The 18,537-nt window shown below is 64.5% G+C and carries 18 protein-coding genes; 6 read left to right on the top strand and 12 right to left on the bottom strand.

The features are described 5' to 3' along the window. Positions 1 to 141 precede the first annotated feature (141 nt). The 5 genes from B0919_RS18395 (at position 142) to B0919_RS18415 (ending at position 6,238) form a co-directional block, all read left to right on the top strand. Entirely contained in the window at positions 142 to 2,052 is a 1,911-nt protein-coding gene (locus B0919_RS18395; RefSeq protein ID WP_176133118.1) for a hypothetical protein, read from the top strand. A gap of 142 nt (positions 2,053 to 2,194) precedes the next feature. Next, positions 2,195 to 3,031, top strand: a complete 837-nt coding sequence (locus tag B0919_RS18400) for a S1 RNA-binding domain-containing protein (protein WP_078013750.1) — start codon at positions 2,195 to 2,197, stop codon at positions 3,029 to 3,031. Between the two features lie 267 nt (positions 3,032 to 3,298). Next, positions 3,299 to 3,988, top strand: a complete 690-nt coding sequence (locus B0919_RS18405; protein WP_078013751.1) for an NAD-dependent epimerase/dehydratase family protein — start codon at positions 3,299 to 3,301, stop codon at positions 3,986 to 3,988. A gap of 77 nt (positions 3,989 to 4,065) precedes the next feature. Next, positions 4,066 to 4,665, top strand: a complete 600-nt coding sequence (locus B0919_RS18410; protein ID WP_078013752.1) for a hypothetical protein — start codon at positions 4,066 to 4,068, stop codon at positions 4,663 to 4,665. Positions 4,666 to 4,894: 229 nt separating this feature from the next. Beyond that, on the top strand, positions 4,895 to 6,238 hold the full coding sequence (locus B0919_RS18415; protein WP_078013753.1) for a T9SS type A sorting domain-containing protein: 1,344 nt from the start codon (positions 4,895 to 4,897) through the stop codon (positions 6,236 to 6,238). A gap of 102 nt (positions 6,239 to 6,340) precedes the next feature. Here B0919_RS18415 and B0919_RS18420 read toward each other — a convergent pair whose 3' ends face one another. The 11 genes from B0919_RS18420 to B0919_RS18470 all read right to left on the bottom strand — a co-directional run bounded on the left by B0919_RS18420 (position 6,341) and on the right by B0919_RS18470 (position 16,595). After that, a complete protein-coding gene (locus B0919_RS18420) occupies positions 6,341 to 6,589 on the bottom strand; it encodes a hypothetical protein (protein WP_078013754.1) in 249 nt (82 codons plus the stop codon). A 109-nt stretch (positions 6,590 to 6,698) separates the two neighbouring features. Beyond that, positions 6,699 to 7,670: a DUF4249 domain-containing protein gene (locus tag B0919_RS18425; protein WP_078013755.1), complete on the bottom strand. Its 972-nt coding sequence runs from the start codon at positions 7,668 to 7,670 to the stop codon at positions 6,699 to 6,701. Positions 7,671 to 7,682: 12 nt separating this feature from the next. Beyond that, positions 7,683 to 10,103 (bottom strand): TonB-dependent receptor, encoded by a 2,421-nt coding sequence (locus B0919_RS18430; protein ID WP_078013756.1) that lies wholly within the window; start codon positions 10,101 to 10,103, stop codon positions 7,683 to 7,685. Between the two features lie 209 nt (positions 10,104 to 10,312). Then, a complete protein-coding gene (locus tag B0919_RS18435; RefSeq protein WP_139362237.1) occupies positions 10,313 to 11,005 on the bottom strand; it encodes an OmpH family outer membrane protein in 693 nt (230 codons plus the stop codon). Between the two features lie 99 nt (positions 11,006 to 11,104). After that, a complete protein-coding gene (locus B0919_RS18440) occupies positions 11,105 to 12,112 on the bottom strand; it encodes a succinylglutamate desuccinylase/aspartoacylase family protein (protein WP_254846611.1) in 1,008 nt (335 codons plus the stop codon). 86 nt (positions 12,113 to 12,198) lie between these two features. Further along, positions 12,199 to 13,029 (bottom strand): T9SS type A sorting domain-containing protein, encoded by an 831-nt coding sequence (locus tag B0919_RS18445; RefSeq protein WP_078013758.1) that lies wholly within the window; start codon positions 13,027 to 13,029, stop codon positions 12,199 to 12,201. A 139-nt stretch (positions 13,030 to 13,168) separates the two neighbouring features. Continuing rightward, positions 13,169 to 14,125: a 30S ribosomal protein S6--L-glutamate ligase gene (rimK, locus tag B0919_RS18450; protein ID WP_078013759.1), complete on the bottom strand. Its 957-nt coding sequence runs from the start codon at positions 14,123 to 14,125 to the stop codon at positions 13,169 to 13,171. A 59-nt stretch (positions 14,126 to 14,184) separates the two neighbouring features. After that, the gene (locus tag B0919_RS18455) at positions 14,185 to 14,664 is read right to left on the bottom strand and encodes an ATP-dependent zinc protease (RefSeq protein WP_078013760.1); all 480 of its coding nucleotides are present in this window, start codon (positions 14,662 to 14,664) and stop codon (positions 14,185 to 14,187) included. Positions 14,665 to 14,799: 135 nt separating this feature from the next. Beyond that, complete coding sequence (locus B0919_RS18460) at positions 14,800 to 15,885, bottom strand: PQQ-dependent sugar dehydrogenase (protein ID WP_254846612.1); 1,086 nt, start codon at positions 15,883 to 15,885, stop codon at positions 14,800 to 14,802. An 88-nt stretch (positions 15,886 to 15,973) separates the two neighbouring features. Continuing rightward, positions 15,974 to 16,267, bottom strand: coding sequence for a 2TM domain-containing protein (locus tag B0919_RS18465; protein ID WP_078013762.1), 294 nt, complete (start codon positions 16,265 to 16,267; stop codon positions 15,974 to 15,976). A 34-nt stretch (positions 16,268 to 16,301) separates the two neighbouring features. Further along, positions 16,302 to 16,595 carry a 2TM domain-containing protein gene (locus B0919_RS18470; protein WP_078013763.1) on the bottom strand — a complete coding sequence of 98 codons (294 nt, stop codon included), beginning with the start codon at positions 16,593 to 16,595 and terminating at the stop codon, positions 16,302 to 16,304. Positions 16,596 to 17,092: 497 nt separating this feature from the next. On the opposite strand from B0919_RS18470, the gene B0919_RS18475 reads away from it, so the two are divergent. Then, positions 17,093 to 17,665, top strand: a complete 573-nt coding sequence (locus B0919_RS18475) for an O-acetyl-ADP-ribose deacetylase (protein ID WP_254846613.1) — start codon at positions 17,093 to 17,095, stop codon at positions 17,663 to 17,665. On the opposite strand, the gene B0919_RS18480 is transcribed toward B0919_RS18475, so the two are convergent. Then, complete coding sequence (locus tag B0919_RS18480) at positions 17,662 to 18,474, bottom strand: alpha/beta fold hydrolase (protein WP_078013764.1); 813 nt, start codon at positions 18,472 to 18,474, stop codon at positions 17,662 to 17,664. The genes B0919_RS18475 and B0919_RS18480 overlap by 4 nt on opposite strands. Positions 18,475 to 18,537: the final 63 nt, after the last annotated feature.

The raw sequence follows: 18,537 nt of genomic DNA on the forward strand, positions 1-18,537 counted from the left end.
GAAAACCCGCCTTTACGCAACAATGTTCCAGTGTTTTTAGCCACTAAATTTTTTAGAAATAGTTCCGCACCTTGACCGCCCCGGGGCGGCTTTCGTATCTTCGGCTGCAACCGCCCTGGCCTGGGGCGTGTTTGCTGAGCTGTGTTACCCTCCTTGCCGCGCGTTTTTTCTTCGCTGTTCTGCTTGCTCACGCTGGCCCTTGCGGTGCCTGCGCGCTCGGCCATGGCCCAGCAGCCCACCACGGCCCCGCCCGACACGGTGTTGCTCCGGCCGGCGCCGGTAGTCGATTCGCTGCGGCGCGGCTTCGATCAGCAACGCTTTCTGGGCGGGCTGCAGGCGTACACCAAGCGCAAAACCATTCTGGGTAAGGCCGCTTCGGCCATCTTCAACTTCACCGAGCGCCGCGAAGAGCAGGGCGGCCTGGATGCGGGCCTGCTCGACCGGCAGTACGACCGGCACAACTACAAGGTGGTGCGCCGCGTGGACATCCGCGCCCTCGACGCGTTCGGCTACAACATCAACGACACGACCCGCGTGCCGCGCAACATCCTGGAGAAGGGCGGCAACGCGCTGCACATCACCACGGCCCGGCGCAAGATCCGCAAGCTGCTGCTGTTTCGGCCCGGCGAGGAATTGCAGCCGCAGGCTTTGTCGGAAACGGAACGTCTGCTGCGCCAGACCAACTTCATCCTCGACGCCCGCGTGGTGGTCAACGAACGGACGTCCACCAAGGACAGCGTCGACATCAAGGTCATTACCAAGGACGTGTTCAGCCTGAGCGGAGGCCTGCAGATCCGCGACGTGGGGGCGGGCCTGCTCACGCTGCGCGACAAGAACTTCCTTGCCCGCGGCCACGACTTCCGTAACCGCTTCGACTACGGCCGCAGCGACCCGCAGGGCTGGCTCTACGACGGCAGCTACACGGTGCCGCTGCGCAACTACCTCACGGCCCAGGTACACTACCGCAACCAGTGGCAGCTGGAGGAAGCGTCGGCCTCGCTCGCGCGCGGGTTCGTGTCGGTAAACACGCGCTACGCCTACGCGCTGGCCGTGTCGCAGAACCGCCAGGGCATTCAGCTGAACTACCCGCCCGAGGGCGAAATCCCGGATTACACCCCGCTGCACTTCCGCGTGGCCGATGCGTGGCTGGGCCGCTCCTTCCGGCTGCGCTCCTACGACCTGGGCTACGAGAACCCCGCGCGCGTCATTCTGGCCGGGCGCGCGGTGCGCACCGATTTTCAGGTCCGGCCCGACCGCACCTACGGCAACAGCACCACCGGGCTGCTGAGCCTGGGCTACAGCGTGCGTCATTACTACAAGGACCGGTATCTGTTCGGCTTCGGCCGCACCGAAGACGTGCCCACGGGCAGCCTGCTGACGATGACCGGCGGCTATGACTTCAACGACGGCGGCAACCGGCCTTACCTGGCCAGCCGCATTGCCCTGGCCGGCTTCAACACCCTGCGCGGCTACCTCTACGTGAGCGGCGAATACGGTCGCTTTCTGCGCAACGGGCACTGGGACCAAGGCGCTTTCACGGGCGAGCTGCTGGCCTTTACGCGCCTGTACCACACCGGCAACTGGCAGTGGCGCCACTTTCTGTGGAACCGCAGCCTGATCGGCATCGGGCGCCCGCCCGACGCGCTGACGCTGAGCATTGCCGGGGAGCGGGGCCTGCGCGGCTTCCACGACGACGGCACGCTGCGCGGCACCAGCCGCTTCGTGCTCAACTACGAGGCCAACGTGTTTACGCCGGTATCGTTTTTGGGCTTTCGCCTCGCCGGCATTGCCTTTCTGGATGCGGCCTGGCTAAGCACCAACGGCCGCCCCTCCCCCTTTCAGCAGAAGCCCTACACCGGCTTTGGCATGGGCCTGCGCTTCCGCAACGAGTACCTGGCCGTGAATACCATCCAGATTCTGTTCGGCTTTTACCCTTCGGGCTTCGGCGACGGCTACGGCACGCGCATCTACCAAACCACGCGGCCGTACTACCGCTTCAACGATTTCAGCTTCGGCCAGCCCGGCATCGTGCGCTACGATGCGCTGCAGTAAGGCCTTTTTGCGCCAGCCTGCGGCCACTCCCGGCCTTGGCCTTGCGGCCGACTGCGCGCAAAACCCGCACCTTTGCATTGCGCTGCACCGCCCGGCATCCGTATGCTAGGCTGATTGCTCCACTTATGCCCCTTTCCTGCCCATGAACCTCGGCGATTATAACGACCTGGAAGTAGCCCGCTTTGTCGAATTCGGCGTGTACCTGACCTCCGACGACGGTGATATCCTGATGCCCGACCGCTACGTGCCCGCCGGGGTGCGCGTGGGCGACGTGCTGCACGTGTTCGTGTACCGCGACTCGGAGGACCGCCTCGTGGCCACCACCGAGCAGCCGCTGGCCCGCGTAAATGAGTTTGCGGCTCTGCGCGTCACCCAAGCCGGGCCGCTCGGCGCCTTCCTCGACTGGGGCCTGCCCAAGGACCTGCTGCTGCCGCTGCGTAATCAGCCCAAGCGCGTGCAGGCCGGCGACACGGTGCTCGTCTACATCTACCTCGACGAAACCTCCGACCGCCTCGTGGCCACGGCCAAGTGGGAGCGGTACACCGAGCGCGCCCCCGAGGAGTTGGAACCCGGTGAGCAGGTGCCGCTCATCATTGCCGGCCAGAGCGAGCTGGGCTATGCTGTGCTCGCCGATGGGCGCTACCAGGGCATGCTCTACCGCAACGAGGTGTTCCGCCCGCTGAGTATCGGCGACGCGGCCACCGGCTACGTGCGCCAGGTACGCCCCGACGGCAAACTGGACGTGAGCCTGCAGCGCCAGGGCTACGACGAGGCGCTGGTCGCCGCCGAAAAGCTGGTGGAGAAGCTGCGCAAGGCCGGCGGCACGCTGCCGGTAACCGACAAAACCGACGCGGAGGAAATCTACCGCCGCCTGGGCATGAGCAAAAAGGTGTTCAAGAAAGCCCTTGGCACGCTGTACCGCCGCGGGCAGGTGCAGTTGTACCCCGACCACACCCGCCTCATCGACGACGCGGAGTAACGGCGCGGCCAAGTCGCCAGTTTAGCTGGCAAAGACAGCGTAACCGGTGCCGGAAATAAAGCAGGCTTTCAACCTGCTTGCTGCGTCCGTCCTACAGGCCGGCTGGATGACTACGTAGGCTGGAAGCCTGCCTGATTTTAGGCACCGGTTACGCCACTGCGTGGCTAAACCGGCGCCAGCCGGGCTGTCGGGCATCATCTTACCCGAACCTTCGGCCGCTAGTCCCGTTGGGGAAACCGTCACCCCTTCCCTGACCATTTGCCAAACATGGACCCTTCTTCGTCGGCGCCGCAGAAAGTGGCTCTTATTGCGGGCGCCAGCGGCCTGGTGGGCAGCCAACTGCTGCCGCTGCTGCTCAGCAGCGGCCGCTACACCAAGGTCATCAGCGTGGGGCGCCGCCAGTTGCCGCTGATGCACCCCCGGCTGGAGCAGCGCATCGTGGATTTTGAGCGCCTGGAGGAGCAGCGCTTCGCCCTCATTGCCGACGATGTATACTGCTGCCTGGGCACCACCATGCAGCAGGCCGGCTCCAAACAAGCCTTTTACCAGGTGGATTACCTGTACGTGGTGAAGCTGGCGGCCCTGACGGCGGCCAATTTTGCCGCTCAGTTCCTCGTGGTATCCGCCATGGGGGCCAACGCTGCGTCGGCCTTTTACTACAACCGCGTGAAGGGCGACATGGAAGCGGCCGTGCGCCAAACGCCGTTTCGGGCCATTCACATCTTCCGGCCCTCGCTGCTGCTGGGCCCGCGCCCCGAAAAGCGCCTGGGGGAGCAAATCGGGGCGGTACTGCTGCGCCTGGTCAGCCCGCTGCTCCTTGGCCCGCTCCGCGCGTACCGCGGCGTGCCGGCGCTGGCGGTGGCCCAGGGCATGCTCAACGCCGCTTATCAGGAAGGCGGCGGCATCCGGGTATACTCATCCGATGAAATTGCGCGCGGCATTCCGTCGGAAGCCTGAATTGCACTACAACTTGTAAGTTTGCTTTTCTGATTCACCAGAAACAAACTTACCAGCACGGCTTATTGCATTCTGACATGAAGAAAACAGCTTACCTGTTTTTACTCCTGACGCTGCTTCTTGGTTTTGGCCAAGTATCGGCGCAGACGAAAAAGAAAACCACTTCCACTAAGAGTAGCAAATCGTCGGGCGGCGGAGGCGGCTCGGCTGGTTACACCACCGGCGTAGGGCTGCGGGGCGGCAGCTTCTCTTCGGGTCTCACCGTCAAGCACTTCTTCAACCCCGGCAAGAACGCCGCGGTGGAGGGCCTGGTAACTACGGAATACCTGGGCAAGGGTGCCCGCGTCACCCTGTTGTTTGAAAAGCACTGGCCCCTGCTGCCAGAAGTAAAAAACCTGCAGTGGTACCTCGGCGCGGGCTTGCACGCCGGCGCTTACCGCGCCCGCTACTACTACGTGGCCGAGTACCGCCGCAAAAACAAGGGCTACTCCTACTATTACTACCGCGACGACAAGGTGTACCCGGTGTTTGGGGCCGACGTGATTCTGGGCCTGGAATACAAGATTCCGGATCTGCCGGTGGCCCTGAGCGTCGACTACAAGCCCTACTTCGACGTATACCGCGGCTACAACGCCGTGTACCACGACGCGGCTCTGAGCGTACGCTTCAGCTTTTAGCCCCTTCAGCTTTGGGCCTAGCCACACGCGGCTCCCGGCAATGCCGGGAGCCGTTTCTGTTTCCGGTCGGTTCTGCTTTTAGGCCAGAAATCACAGCAACAGTCACATACACAATTATTTTCTTTGCTATCCAACCGCCGCTGTGGCTTCGGCGCTCTATGTAGCAGCCTTCCGCATATTGGCTGCTTTCTGGCGGCGGTAATCTGCTTTTTATCCTTCATTCATTTTTATGCATTCACCTCGACTGCTCTCTTTACTGACGCTTGGCCTGAGCCTGATGGCCGCGGCCGCTCAAGCCCAAATCCCGTCGCCGTGGCACAAGGCCGCGCACAGCCTGGCTCGCTTGCCCGAGCTGGCGGCCCGCCGTACCCAGGCCACGGTGCTGCGCCCCGCTGCCCTCACGCGCTACCGCTGGGATGAGCTGCTGAACACGTGGAGCACCGACGTGCGGAGCCGCGCCTTTACCTACGACGCGCAGGCCCGCCTCACCAGCGAAACCGTAACCGACTCGGCCACGACTACGCCCTATTCGCGCATCCTGCACACCTTCACCGCCCAGGGGCAGCCGCTGGAAGACATCGACCAGGACTGGAACGGCACCGCCTGGGCAAACAGCGCCCGCGTACTGGCCCTCTACGACGCCCGCGGGCGCTACGCCGGCGAAGAGCTCCAGGAGTGGAACAATAATGCCTGGACACCGGTGGCCGGCACCCGCGAAACGCACACCTACAACGCGGCCGGCCAGCTGACCGAAACGGTGTATGAGGATTTCGACGCCAATCAGAACAGCTACCGGCGGGCCGGGCGGGAAACGTACACCGTCGGGCCCAACGGCGAGTGGACCGATGCCCTGGGCGAAGACTGGACCAACGGGGCTTATGTAAAGTCTTACCGGACCCGCAACATCACTTGGTACAGCTTTGCCGAGCTGAAGCCTTCGTTTTACGACTACCAGGACTGGAACGACGCCTCCGGCAGTTGGATCAACGACTCGCGCACCACCACGGTGTATCAGTCGAATGGCAGCTTTATATCGACGCGCCAGGTGCTGACCGGGCCGAACGTGTACGCCAACGTCCAACGGAAAACCGAAACCTACGACAACTTCGGCACCCCACTTCTGAGCCAGGACGAGCGGTGGCAGGGCGGCCAATGGGTGGTGGAGGACGCCAGCCGCCACTTGCTCTCCTACAACGCTGACAACACCCTCCGGCGCGACGTGCAGCAGAATTACGACAACGGCACGTACACCAACACCGTCCGCGACGTGTACGGCAGCTACCAGTCCATCGTGCTGGCAACCCGCACGGTGGCTGCCACCGTACCGGCTCAGCTATACCCCAACCCTACCACCGCCACTGCCTGGCTGGAACTCGGCAGCGCCCGTACCCAGGGGCCCCTGAGCGGGCAGCTGCTCAACGCTCTGGGCCAAACGGTGCGCCCGCTGCGCCTGACCCCGGCCGCCAGCACCCAGCGCTACGCCCTGGACCTTACCGGGCTGGCCCCGGGCGCGTACACCGTCCGGCTGCACGCCGATACGGGCAGTGTGGTGCAGCGCATCGTGAAAGAGTAGCAGCTCACAGTGCGGACAGAAAGACAAAGCCCCGGCAGAAATTCTGCCGGGGCTTTGTCGTACGGTGGAGGTCAGTAGCTGGACTGCGGAAGCTCCTGCTCGTTAGCGCACCACAATCACGCGGTGCGGGCGGGGCACCGGACGGTAATACCCGCCGCGGCCGTAGTACGGGCGCACGGGGCGGGGTCGGTAATAGGGCCGCGGCTGATAGTAAGGCCGGGGCGTGACGATGACAGCGGGCGGCGGAGGGGGCGGGCCCACCACGGTATAGCCCGGCGTGACGCAGCTCGTTAGCAGGCTGCCCACGGCCAGCATCGTTAGCAGCAGGAAGATTTTCAGCGGGTTCTTCATATGGCAAAGCGCCGGCGGGCGCGGTTGGGTTCTACCCGTTTAGACGCAAGCCGCGCCCGCAGGTTTAATCCGCTCTGCCTAAGAATTTTGCCGACTGCGCCGCAGCGGGCTACAGGCGTACCTGGGCGCGGCTATCGGTGGCCCCGCCAAAGATGCCGAAGCCCGGCTGCACGTTGGAGTACAGCGGCGTGGGCTCGGCAAAGGGGTTGCCGTCGTTGTCGCTGTACTGGATGTAGCTGTTCAGAAACTGAAACAAATCCGGCGTGAGGTGGGTGAGCGTTACCAGCAGGTAACGCGCGTTGCTGGGGTTGTAGGTTCCGTTGTCATAGTACTCCACGTTGTTGGAGAAGCTCACGCGCTGCCCGTTCACGGTGGCGTCGGAAAAGGGGTACATGTCGTAGGGGCTGCTGCCGGACAGGCGCAGGCTGGTGATATCCAGGCCGTTTTCGTCGTCTTCCACGCTCACGTAGCCCATGCCGCGGCCCTGCTGATCCACGATCTGAGCCGTGGCCAGGTAGTAGTCGCGGCTGCCGGCCGGGTCGTCGAAGCTCACCGTCACGCGGGCGCGGGTCAGCCCATTGGAGTTGCTGCTGAGCGGTGCCACATTCACCTGCACCGCCACTTCGTCGGGCAGGGTGAGGCTGCTGGTGGCCGGCTCCACACCGGGCACGCTTACGCGCACGGCGTACTGCTGGCCGGGCCGGAACCGGTAGCGCAGCACCGGGCGGTACATCCCGTTCTGGTAGCCGTAGGGGTTCTGGCTGGGCGGCGCCACGGGGCGGTAGCGCTCCACCACGTTTCCGCTGCCGTCGCTGATTTCGATAGTGGCGTTGTTGCGACCCTGCAGGGGCGTCAGGTCATACAGGCGCTGGCTCACGCTCACGAAGGGCTGGCGCGTGATGTACAGCTGGCGCACCACCGAGTCGCTGGGCGCGAGGTTATCAATGGTCAGGGCCAGGGCCACGCGGGGCGTATGCTCGGGCTCGGGCACGTCGATGGCCGTGTCGCAGCCGGTCAGCAGCAAGGCCAGGGCGCCCAGTCCGGTGGCTTTATGGAAAAACGAAGTCAGTACAGAGTTCATCGGACGGGGCGATTAGAAGCGGAAACTTTTGCTGAAGGAAGGAATGACGGGGAACAGGCTGATCTGCCGGTAGCTCGGCTTGCGTTCCACGTTGCCGTAGGGGTCCTGGTAGCCGCTCTGGAAGTAGATGAAGTAGGGGTTGTTGCGGCTGTAGGCGTTGTAGAGCGAGAAGCTGTTCACGACTTCGCCCCACTTCTTCTTCTTGGTGTGGCTCAGGTCGAGGTCCATGCGGTGGTAGGCGCGCATGCGGTAGGAGTTGCGCGGCCCGTAGTCGTCAAACTCGTACAGGTTGGGGCCCAGGGTGTAGCGCCCGCGCGAGAGCGTGACGGCGTTGCCGGTACCATATACCCAGGTGCCGGACAGCCGCAGCGTGGGCGAAAACTGGTGAATGACCACCAACGTTGCGTCGTGGCGCCGGTCGTATTTGTAAGGGAAAATCTGGCCGTTGTTCAGCTCGGCAAACTTGCGCTTGCTCCACGCGAGCGTGTAGCCGATCCAGCCGGTGGTGCGCCCCGATTTCTTCTGCAGAAACACCTCCGCTCCGTAGGCCCAGCCCTTGCCGCTGGTCACCTTGTCCTCCCAGTTGCTGTCGGTGGTGCCGAGGAAGCTGGCGCCCTCGCGGTACTCGATCAGCCGCTGCATGGGCTTGTAGTAGGTTTCCAGGCTCAGCTCGTAGTCCTCGTCCTTGAAGCGCAGGTTGCGGGCCGCGCCCAGCGCCACCTGCTGGGCCTTCTGCGGCTTCACCTTGGGCGTGGCGGGCACCCACAGGTCGGTGGGCAGGCCGATGCCGCTGTTGGTGAGCAGGTGAATGTACTGCGTGGTGCGGGCGTACGAGGCTTTCAAGGACCAGTCCTCGGTGAGCAGGTAGCGGGCGGCCACGCGCGGCTCCACCGAGGGGTAGAGCTTGCTGCGCACCAAGAAGCTGTTGAGGCGCAGGCCGCCGTTCAGCTTCAGGCGCTCCGTTACTTTATAATCGTCCTCGGCGTAGAGGCTGGCTTCCTGCGCTTGGGTGCGCGTGCCAATCTTGAAGTTGATGTTGTCGTTGGGGTCGTTGCTCTTGGCCTGGGCCGCGCCGGGCCGGAACTGGTGCCAGATGAATTGCCCGCCGAAGCGCACGTAGTGGTCGGGCAACGGCACATAATCGAAGTCCGACTTCAGGCTCCAGTCGCTGATGTTGGAGAGGTACTTGAGCGAGAACTTGTCGGTGCGGGGCACGCCGTTGTCGCGGCGGCGCTCCTCCTGCTCAATACCCACGTCGAACTGGTAACGACTGAAGGTCAGGTGCGTGTTGACGAACAGCCGGTCGTGAATGACGTGGTTCCAGCGCAGGGCCGAGGTCAGGTTGCCCCAGCCCAGACCGTCGCGCTCCTTGGAGTACTCGCCGTCGTTGCCGTAGGTGTCCTTGAAGCGGGAGTAGAACTTGTCACGGCCGGTGTAGGCGCTCAGGTACAGCCGGTCGCGCTGCCCGAGCTTCCAGTTCACCTTGGCGTTGAGGTCGTGGAAAAAGTAGCCCACGGTGGGCCGCTCGTCGCGCGGGATGCCCTCCGAGGCCATGACCAGGTTGATCAGCGGGCGGGCCAGCAGGTCGATGTAGGTACGGCGTGCCGACACGATAAAGGAGGCCGTATCCTTCTTGATGGGCCCTTCCAGCGTCACGCGCGAGGCAATGATGCCGATGCCACCCTCGCCGTGAAACTCCTGCATGTTGCCCTCCTTCATCGAAATATCGAGCACCGAGGACAGGCGCCCGCCGTAGCGGGCCGGGAAGCCGCCCTTCACCAGCTCCACGTTGTTCAGCGCGTCGGCGTTGAACACGGAGAAGAAGCCAAACAGGTGCGAAGCGTTATACACCGGCGTACCATCGAGCAGAATCAGGTTCTGGTCAGGCGAGCCGCCGCGCACGTACAGGCCGTTCTGGCCCTCGCCGCCGCTCTGCACGCCGGGCAGCAGCTGCAGCACCTTCAGCACGTCCCGCTCGCCGAACAGCGCCGGCACGGCCTTTATCTGGCTCAGCGGGATGTTGACGGTGCCCATGCGCGTGGTCTGCGCAATCTGCTCCTCCCGGGCGCCCACCACCTCCACCGATTGCAGCTCGCTGGTAGCCGGCTGCAATCGGATAGTCAGCGCCTGGCTTTTGTCGAGGCGCACGGGCACGAGCTGGCGCTGGTAGCCCAGGTACGACACCAGCAGGCGCGTGGTGTCGCCGGTGGCCGGCAGCGTGAGGGAGAAGAAGCCGTAGGTGTTGGTGCTGGTGCCCTGGTGCGAGGCTGGGTGCACCACGGCTACCCCGATGAGGTTTTCGCCGGTGCTGGCGTCGCGCACGTAGCCGCTAAAGGTGGCGCGCGCCGGGGCGGGCTGCTGGGCCCGCGCCGCTGTAATAGCTATGGGGCTACACAATGCTACAAACACGCCAATGCGTAATCTTGTATTCATAGAGTACGGAATAGGAAAAGAGGAAGTAGTAAACAAAGCTACCAATACCGTGCCGCTGAACGCAACCACACAATGATGTGTGGCAACAACTTGTCAATCAGCGCGCCTTTATGCCTCCAGAGTCAGGCCTGCACCGCGAAGTTGTATCGGCTATAAAAAAAGCCCCCGCCCGGTACGAAACCGGGCGGGGGCCAATGCTAAAGTGTGCGTTATTTCCGGGCCGCGTATTGGGCATTGAGCCGCTTGAGCACGATGTCGGTGATGTCGAGGCCCGGGCGGGCGTAGGCAATGGTGCCGCCGCCCGCTACCAGAATCAGGTCGTAGTTGTTTTCCTTGCCGTAGCCTTCCAGCAACTTGTTCACCTTGGTGAGCACCTGCTCGGTCATCTTGGCTTCTTCCTGCTGGGCCTGCTGCTGCAGTTGCTGCTGCTGCTGGGCCACCTGCTGCTCCTGGGCCTGCAGGCGCTGCTCGGTGGCGGCGCGCTGCTCGTCGGTCATACCGGCCGCCGACTTCTGATAAGCCTGCACGGCGCTTTGCAGGGCGCGCACGCTCGTTTCGTGCTGACGCTGCCAGCCGGCGGCTTTCCGCTCAAAGGCTTTGCGCGCGTCCTGCAGCCCTTTGTAGCTGTCCAGCAGCTTGTTCGATTCCACGTAGGCCACTTTGCGCAGGTTGTCGGCCGGGGCGGTGGCGGCGGTAGCGGCTGGTGCCGGAGTGGCCGAGGCCGTAGCCGCCGGAGTTTCGGCCGAGTCGACCGTTGCCACGGTAGTTTCCTCCTGGGCGGGTGCAGCGGCGGGTGCGGTGGCCGGGGCAGCCGGCTTCTGGGCGAAATGCAGGTAGAACAGCACCCCGACGGCAATCAGCAGGATGGCGTTGAGGGCAAGTTGGAGCGAGGAGTTTTTCATGCGAATCAAAAGAGCCGCCGCGGCGTTGGCGGGGCCCAAGGTCAACAAAGAAACGGGGAAATACTGAGTTTATTGGCCGGCGCTACGGCTGCGCCGCGCTTACGCCGACGCGGCCGTAGCGCCTGGTTCCGGCACGGCAATGTGCAGCAGCGCGTCGCCCTGGTTGACCACCGGCATGTGGTTCAGCCCGATGATGTAGCCGCTCAGGGGCGACTCCAGCCGCACGGCCATTTCGCCGTACGGGTCGGCCACGATGCCGTACTCCTGCCCTTTTTCCAGGTACTGCCCGGTTTTCAGTCTCGTCCGAAACAGGCCCGAATACTTGGCCCGCAGCCAGGTATGGCGGCGGCACACCACCGTGGCCTGCGTGGGCGCGGGTGCCTCGTCCAGCATGCCCAGGTACTGCAGAAAGCGGAACGTGCCGGCCGAAGCCAGCTCGATGCCGGGCTCATCCAGCCGCAGCGACTCCCCGGTTTCGTACACGATGATGCGCCGGCCCTGGCGCATGGCCGCCTCGCGCAGGGAGCCCGGCCGCAGCTCGGCGTGCAGCGTAAAGGGGGCGGCAAACGCGGCCGCCAGCGCGTCGGTTTCCGCATCGACGCCGAGCAGGCAGCGCACCTGCGGGTGGTTGGAGCGGGCCGCGCCGCCGGTATGAAAATCAATGCCGTAGTCCACCAGCGGCATGATTTCGCGCATGAAGCGGTGGGCCACCCGGCTGGCTACCGAACCGCGCGGAGAGCCGGGAAACGAGCGGTTGACGTCCTTGCCGTCGGGCACCTCGCGCGAGAAGTTCAGGAAGCCGTAGATGTTCAGGATAGGAATGGCAATGATGGTGCCGCGCAGCGGATGCTGCAGCTGCCCGCGCCGGATCATGCGCCGGATGGTTTCGATGCCGTTCACTTCGTCGCCGTGCATGCCGGCCATCAGCAGCACCGTGGGGCCGGGCACGGGGGAGCGGAACACGTGCACCGGCACGTCGATAACGGTGCCGGAAGGTAGTTTGGCGATGATCAGGCGGGTGAGCACCTGCTCGCCGGGGCGAATGGTAAGGCCGTTGAGCAGGAAGTCGGCAGGGCCGTGGTGCGTGGCGGCGGGCGTGTCGGACAAGGGCTAAGCGGTAAGAAGCAGAAGGCCGCCAACCCGGGCGGGTTCGGCGGCCTTTAATTTCTCGATAATTCCGCACATCGGCATGGCTACTCCACCACCAGCCGCTGAGTGGCCGTAGTGCCGCGGGCGCCGGCGCGCACCCGCAGCACGTAGGTGCCCGGCGCACGGCCGGCCAAGGAAAGCGTCAGCTGTTCGGCGGCTTGCACCGGGGTTTGGTACACGCGCCGGCCGTGGCTGTCCAGCAGTTCCAGCGTGCCGCGGGCGGCCGCCGAGTCCAGCTGCACGTGCGCGTACTCGCGGGCCGGGTTGGGGTACACGCTATGGATCAGCCCGGCCGCCATGGCCCTGGGCACAGCGGTTGGCCGCCGGACCGGTACCGGCAGCTCCACCACCCGGTAGGCCGGGCAGCTATCCACGGCCATTTCGAAGAAAGGGCGCAGGGTTGGGGCGTCGTAGCGCAGGCGCAGCACGTCTTTTTTGTCGTCGCGGAAGCTGATCAGCTCTTCGTAGTCGCCGTCGTCCACGGCACGCCGCAGCAGCTCGGCCTGGCGCCAGGTGCCCACCAGGCCCTGCACCTGCCCACGCCCGATGCGCGCCGCGTGCACGTCGTAGACCGAGTCGGTATACGGCTGGGTAATGTAGTACAGGCCCCGGTAGCGGTTTACCCAGCCGCGCAGCACCGTGTCGCCGGAGGCGGCGTTTGTTAAGATGTTCAGGCGGCTGCTGGGTTCGTAGCCCACGCGCAGCTGCAGCGTGTCACGCGGCCCGATGAGCGTCAGCTGCGGCCCGAGCACGCGCGCCAGGTTCAGCGGGTGGCGCACCGCGTACGGCTCAAACGTGACGGCGGAGTCGCAGCTGCTTAGGACCAGCAGCAGGGCCAGCGCGCTTATGCAGCGCCTAATGGTTAGGAGGTTCATAGCGGGGCTGGTTATTGGTTACCGTTGATAACCAGCCGGCTCGAAAGGTCACCCGCCACCCTATTCCTTGTTCGGGCTATGCCTGAAAACGCTCGTACGCCCTGCGTCGACTGCACTCAGCAGGACCGTTCAGCCAGCCTTACAGGTGCTGCTCGTCCGACTGCGTATCGGGCAGCAGCTTGGCGGCGGCCTTGGTGCTGGGCTTCTTCTTGGCCTTCTTCCTGGTGGTCAGCTCGGCGGTGTATTCGATGATTTTGCCGGCAATGTCCAGCCCCGTGGCCTTCTCGATGCCCTCCAGGCCCGGCGACGAATTCACCTCCAGCACCAGCGGGCCGCGCTTGCTCTGCAGCATATCCACGCCGGCAATGCCAAGGCCCAGGGCCTTGGTAGCCAGCAGGGCAGCAGCTTTTTCGGCGCGCGTGAGCTTCACCAGTTTGCCCGTGCCGCCGCGGTGCAGGTTGGAGCGGAATTCGCCTTCCTTGCCCTGCCGCTTCATAGCGCCCACCACTTCCCCGTTGACCACGAAAGCACGCAAATCAGCCCCCTTGCTCTCGGCAATGAACTCCTGCACGATGATGCGGGCCTTGAGGTTGTGGAAGGCTTCAATCACCGACTGGGCGGCTTTTTCCGTCTCGGCCAGCACCACGCCCAGGCCCTGAGTACCTTCCAGCAGCTTGATGATAACCGGCGCGCCGCCCACCTGCTGAATCATTTCCAGCACCTCGTCGGAGTAGTTGGTGAAGGCCGTTTTGGGCATGCCCACGCCGGCGCGCGAGAGAATCTGCATGCTGCGCAGCTTGTCCCGGGAGCGTACAATGGCCTGGCTTTCCACGGCCGTGCGCACCTTCATCATCTCGAACTGCCGCACCACGGCCGTGCCGTAAAACGTCACCGAGGCCCCGATGCGCGGGATGATGGCGTCGAAGCCTTCCAGCTTGCGGCCCTCGTAGATGATGCCGGGCGTGCCCTGCTCCAGCACCAAGTTGCACTGCAGGTGGTCGATTACCTCCACGTGGTGGCCGCGCTGTTGGGCAGCTTCCACCAGGCGTTGGGTTGAATATAGTTTAGGCTCGCGGGAGAGAATCGCCAGATTCATAGGAGCGAAGAGAAGTAACGGGAGGAGAGAAACAGGTCCGACTGCGGGAAGTTGGGCGGTCAGTCGGAAACAGGCCTATGCTGGCTTTTGTAGGATACGTTGCGCCGCGCCACGTCGACCACGAGCCGGGCGCGCCGCAGCAGCGAACGGCCGATGAGCACGGGGTATTTCATGTCGGAGCGGTCGGAAAGGGAAAATTCGGTTTCGAAGTCTTCGCCGAACAGCCGGATGACCGCCCGGATGACGTAGCGCTCCTGCACGTCGCCGTTGGAGGAGCGGATGTCGCGCAGCGAAAACTCCGAGAATTGCAATGGCTGCCCGTGAAACGCGGGGTGGTCGGCGTCGAGCAGGAGCACGCGCAGCAGCGGCCGCCCGTCCGGCAGCGTATCGATGTGAATATCGGAGCAGTGGATGGCGCCGGTGAATGCGCCCGTATCAACCTTCGCCTCGACCCCGCTCAGCCCAAACTGCGGGAAGTCGACCAGCTCGCGGCGGCCGACGATGCGTTTCGGGGGTCGACGTGGGCGAGCTTTCTTCACGAAGGCAAAATACGGGTACGGCCGCCAGAGGGTCGGCAGGTGGGGCCGGTTTTTTTTCGGTGGGTTGGGCTTTGCAGGTCAGAAGCGGTGGCACCGGTTCACCCCGTTGTCATTGCGAAGTGAACCGGTGCTTTGCTACCCGGCGTAGCTGATGCGGTAGACGCAGTCGTTCTGGTCGTCGGAAACGAGCAGGGAGCCGTCGGGCAAGACCAACAGGGCCACGGGCCGGCCCCAGGACGATTGGCCCTGCAACCAGCCGGAGGCGAAGGTTTCGTAGGAGGTGGCCTTTTTGCCGGTGGCATCGAGCCGCACCAGCGTGATGCGGTAGCCGAGCTTGCTGGAGCGGTTCCAGGAGCCGTGCTCGGGGATGAATATCTGGTTGCGGTACGCGGCCGGGAACATCTTGCCGGTGTAGAACTTCATCCCCAGCGCAGCCACGTGCGGCCCGAGCTTGCGGGCCGGCGGCGTGTAGGTCGTCACCGCTTTGCCGCGGCCAAACTGCGGGTCAAGGATGTCGCCCTGAAACACGTAGGGGAAGCCGAAGTGCAGGCCGGGCGTAGGGGCGCGGTTCAGCTCGTCGGCGGGGCGGTCGTCGCCGAGCATGTCGCGGCCATTGTCGGTAAACCACAGAGCCTTGTCCACCGGGCTCCAGTCGAAACCCACGGAGTTGCGCACGCCGTAGGCCACGGTTTCGAGGCCGGTGCCGTCGGGGTTCATGCGGTTGATGGTGGCGAAGATGGGCTCTTCGGGCAGGCACACGTTGCAGGGCGCGCCCACGGGCACGTACAGCTTGCCGTCGGGCCCGAAGCTGATGTATTTCCAGCCGTGGTGCTCCTTGTCGGGCAGCTGGTCGTACACCACCACGGGCTTGGGCTTCTGCTTCAGCCGGGCGGCAATGTTGTCGTAGCGCAGGATGCGGCTGATTTCGCCCACGTACAGGGCGCCGTTGCGCACGGCCACGCCGTTGGGTTCGTTCAGGCCGGCGGCCACGGTCACCAACTCGTCGGCGCGGCCGTCCTTGTTGCGGTCGGGCAGGGCGTACACCTTGTCGCCGCGGGTGCCCACGTACACGGTGCCGTCGGGGCCGAGGGCCAGGGAGCGGGCGCCGCCCACGTTCTGGGCAAAGTAGCTGATGCGGAAGCCCGCCGGCAGCTTGATTTTGGCGAGGTTATCGGGGGCCGGCGCCGGGCGTGAACCGGCCAGGGGGAGCAATAGCAGCAACGGAAGCAGTCGGCGTATCATGGCTTACCAACTGCGGAGCCGCGGCAAAAGTTACCGCGCGGCGGGGTCCGACCCCGTTGGGCAGGGGCTACCGGCGTTCGGCGTCGCGCTGGCGCAGCAGCCGCTCGTACTCGCGCTCCGACCAGCTCTGCGCGCTATTGAAACCGTAGGTAGCCAGCCCCTGAATGCATACGCCCAGGCCCCAGAACAGCGTAGGCCACACCGGCCAGGGCAGGCCCAGGCCATCGGTTTCGGCGCCGCTGAAGTACCAAATGGCCCAGAGCAGCAGGTTGACGAACAGGTACGTCAGCAGGTGGGACTTGAATTTGGCGCGGGCGCGGGCAATGCGCCACAGCTGCGGGTCACGTTCTTGCGGTTGCATGGCGGTAAAAGGGTAAAGGGCCTTTGGATACTCGTTAGCGGCGGCCGGCCTGGCGCTGGCGCAGCAGGTGCTGGTACTCGCGTTCCGTCCAGGATTGTCCGTCGCCGAGGCCGTAGCAGTTGAAGCCCCGCGTGGCCAGGTGGATGCCCCAGAACACCGTAGCCCAGATGGGCCAGGGGAAGCCGTCGTGGTGGCCCGGCCGCTGCGTCAGAAACCAGATGGTCCAGAGCAGGGCGCTAACGAGCACGAAGGTCAGCAGTTGCGACTTGAACTTGCCGCGGGCTTGGGCTTGGCTCCAGAGTTGGGGGTCACGGTCGGTGGTGTTCATGGCGGGGTCGGTTTGGCGTTGATTGATGGCTCAAACCTACTCGCAGCCGGGCCCGGGGGCTACTAAAACTCTCCCGAACGGTAAGCGGCGGTGCCGAACCGTCAAAAAAGGCCGACGAGCTGCAACGGCGGCCCGCTGCTGCGGCCCCGCAGGGCGCTCCTGGCCGTGTCTGAATATTTCGGAAGGTCCGGCTGAACTTGACCTCCGCTTGTCGAACCGAAGGTCGGCGTAACTAAGCAGCGCTCCGCTTCGCGTGAACAGCCAACAAGACCGTCATGTCGAGCGCAGCCGCGACATTTCGCGTGCTGATGCGGCATAGTCAGCTTAGCTCTAGCTTATCAACCACCCCCAACCCCTCCTCAGCTGAGGAGGGGAGCTAGCTTTAGCTCTAAGCTCTAGCCCCGCTACTTGAGTTAATATCAGTACTTCACGCCAAAACGCGCCGGCTTCGTATAGCCCCTGCTGGCTACTCCTGACGGCTTTTGACTGCTTTTCCCGTGCCTCTCCCCTACTCCGCCCGCCGCGCCTTCGGCCGCATCCTCCTCGCCCAGGCTGATATTACCAAGCTCGACACCGATGCCATCGTCAACGCCGCCAATTCCTCCCTGCTCGGCGGCGGGGGCGTCGACGGTGCTATTCACCGCGCCGGCGGCCCGGCCATCCTGGAAGAATGTCGCCGACTGCGCGCCGGCCATTACGGCAAGGGCCTGCCCACCGGCGAGGCCGTTATCACCACGGGCGGCCGCCTGCCCGCGCGCTACGTCATCCATACCGTCGGGCCGGTGTGGAACGGCGGCCACAAGCACGAGCCGGAGCTGCTGGCAGGTTGCTACCGCAACTCCCTGCAGCTGGCAGCCGATAAGGAGCTGCGCAGTGTAGCTTTTCCGGGCATCAGCACCGGCATCTACAGCTACCCCAAGCCTGCCGCCGCACGCATCGCCGTGCAGGTGGTGCAGGCGTTTCTAGCCGTACATGCGTTACCCGAAACGGTGGTGCTGGTGGCCTTCGATGAAGAAACGTACCGCCTCTACGAGCAGGAGCTGGAGGCCGCATCCGGCGAGGTCCGTTAGTTCCAGCGCAGCTCCTGCGGGTGGCGGCGCAGGTAGCCGGCCACGTCGTAAATCAGCCCAGCGTGCCCGGCTTCGAGCAGCACGGTGTGAGCGTTGCGCAGGGAGGCAATGAACTCGCGCAACCCCGCGTGCGGAATCACCCGGTCGTACTTACCTAAGAAGAAGGTAACGGGCGTTGGGCGCCGGTTCAGCAGCTGGGTCAGGCGCTTGGTATCGAACACGAGGTGGCGGAAGCCCGTCCAGCTGCGGTACACGCGTAGGCGCTTTTCGCGGCTGTCGAGCTGCCACTGCGCAAAACGCACCAGCCCGTTGTCGACGATGCGGCGCTGCCCCAGGGCCTCGATGAGGTTGAGCAGATGCTGCGGACGCAGCACGGCCCGGCCCAGCACGCCGCGCATCCACGGCGGGTAAGTAGCCAGCGAATACCAGAACTGCGTGCGGATGCCGTCCGGGGCAATCAGCCACAGGTGCGCCACGCGCTCGGGCAGGGCTTCCACCAGCGTGAGGGCAAACTTGGCGCCCATGCTGAAGGCCAGCAGCCCGAAGGTGTCGATGCCTTGCTCGGCCAGAAACTGCGTCAGCAGCTCCGCCAGCCGCTTTTTGCTGATGGGCGCGTCGGCCTTGGCCAGGCGGCTGCGCCCGTGGTAAAACAGGTCGAAGGCGTACACCGTCACCCGCTCGCCGAGCAGCGCGGCCACGTTGCGCCAGTGGCTTTCGTTCTGCCCGTAGCCGTGAAAGGCCAGCACCGGCAGCGGCCCGCGGCCATAAACCTGGTAATGCAGCTTGGTGCGGCCCGATTCGACGAACATGTTTTTGGCTGGTTAAGGAACTAGGGAGTACGGCAGTTGCATAAATCAGAACGTCATTCCGAG

Source organism: Hymenobacter sp. CRA2, from assembly GCF_002007105.1.
GTDB lineage: Bacteria > Bacteroidota > Bacteroidia > Cytophagales > Hymenobacteraceae > Solirubrum.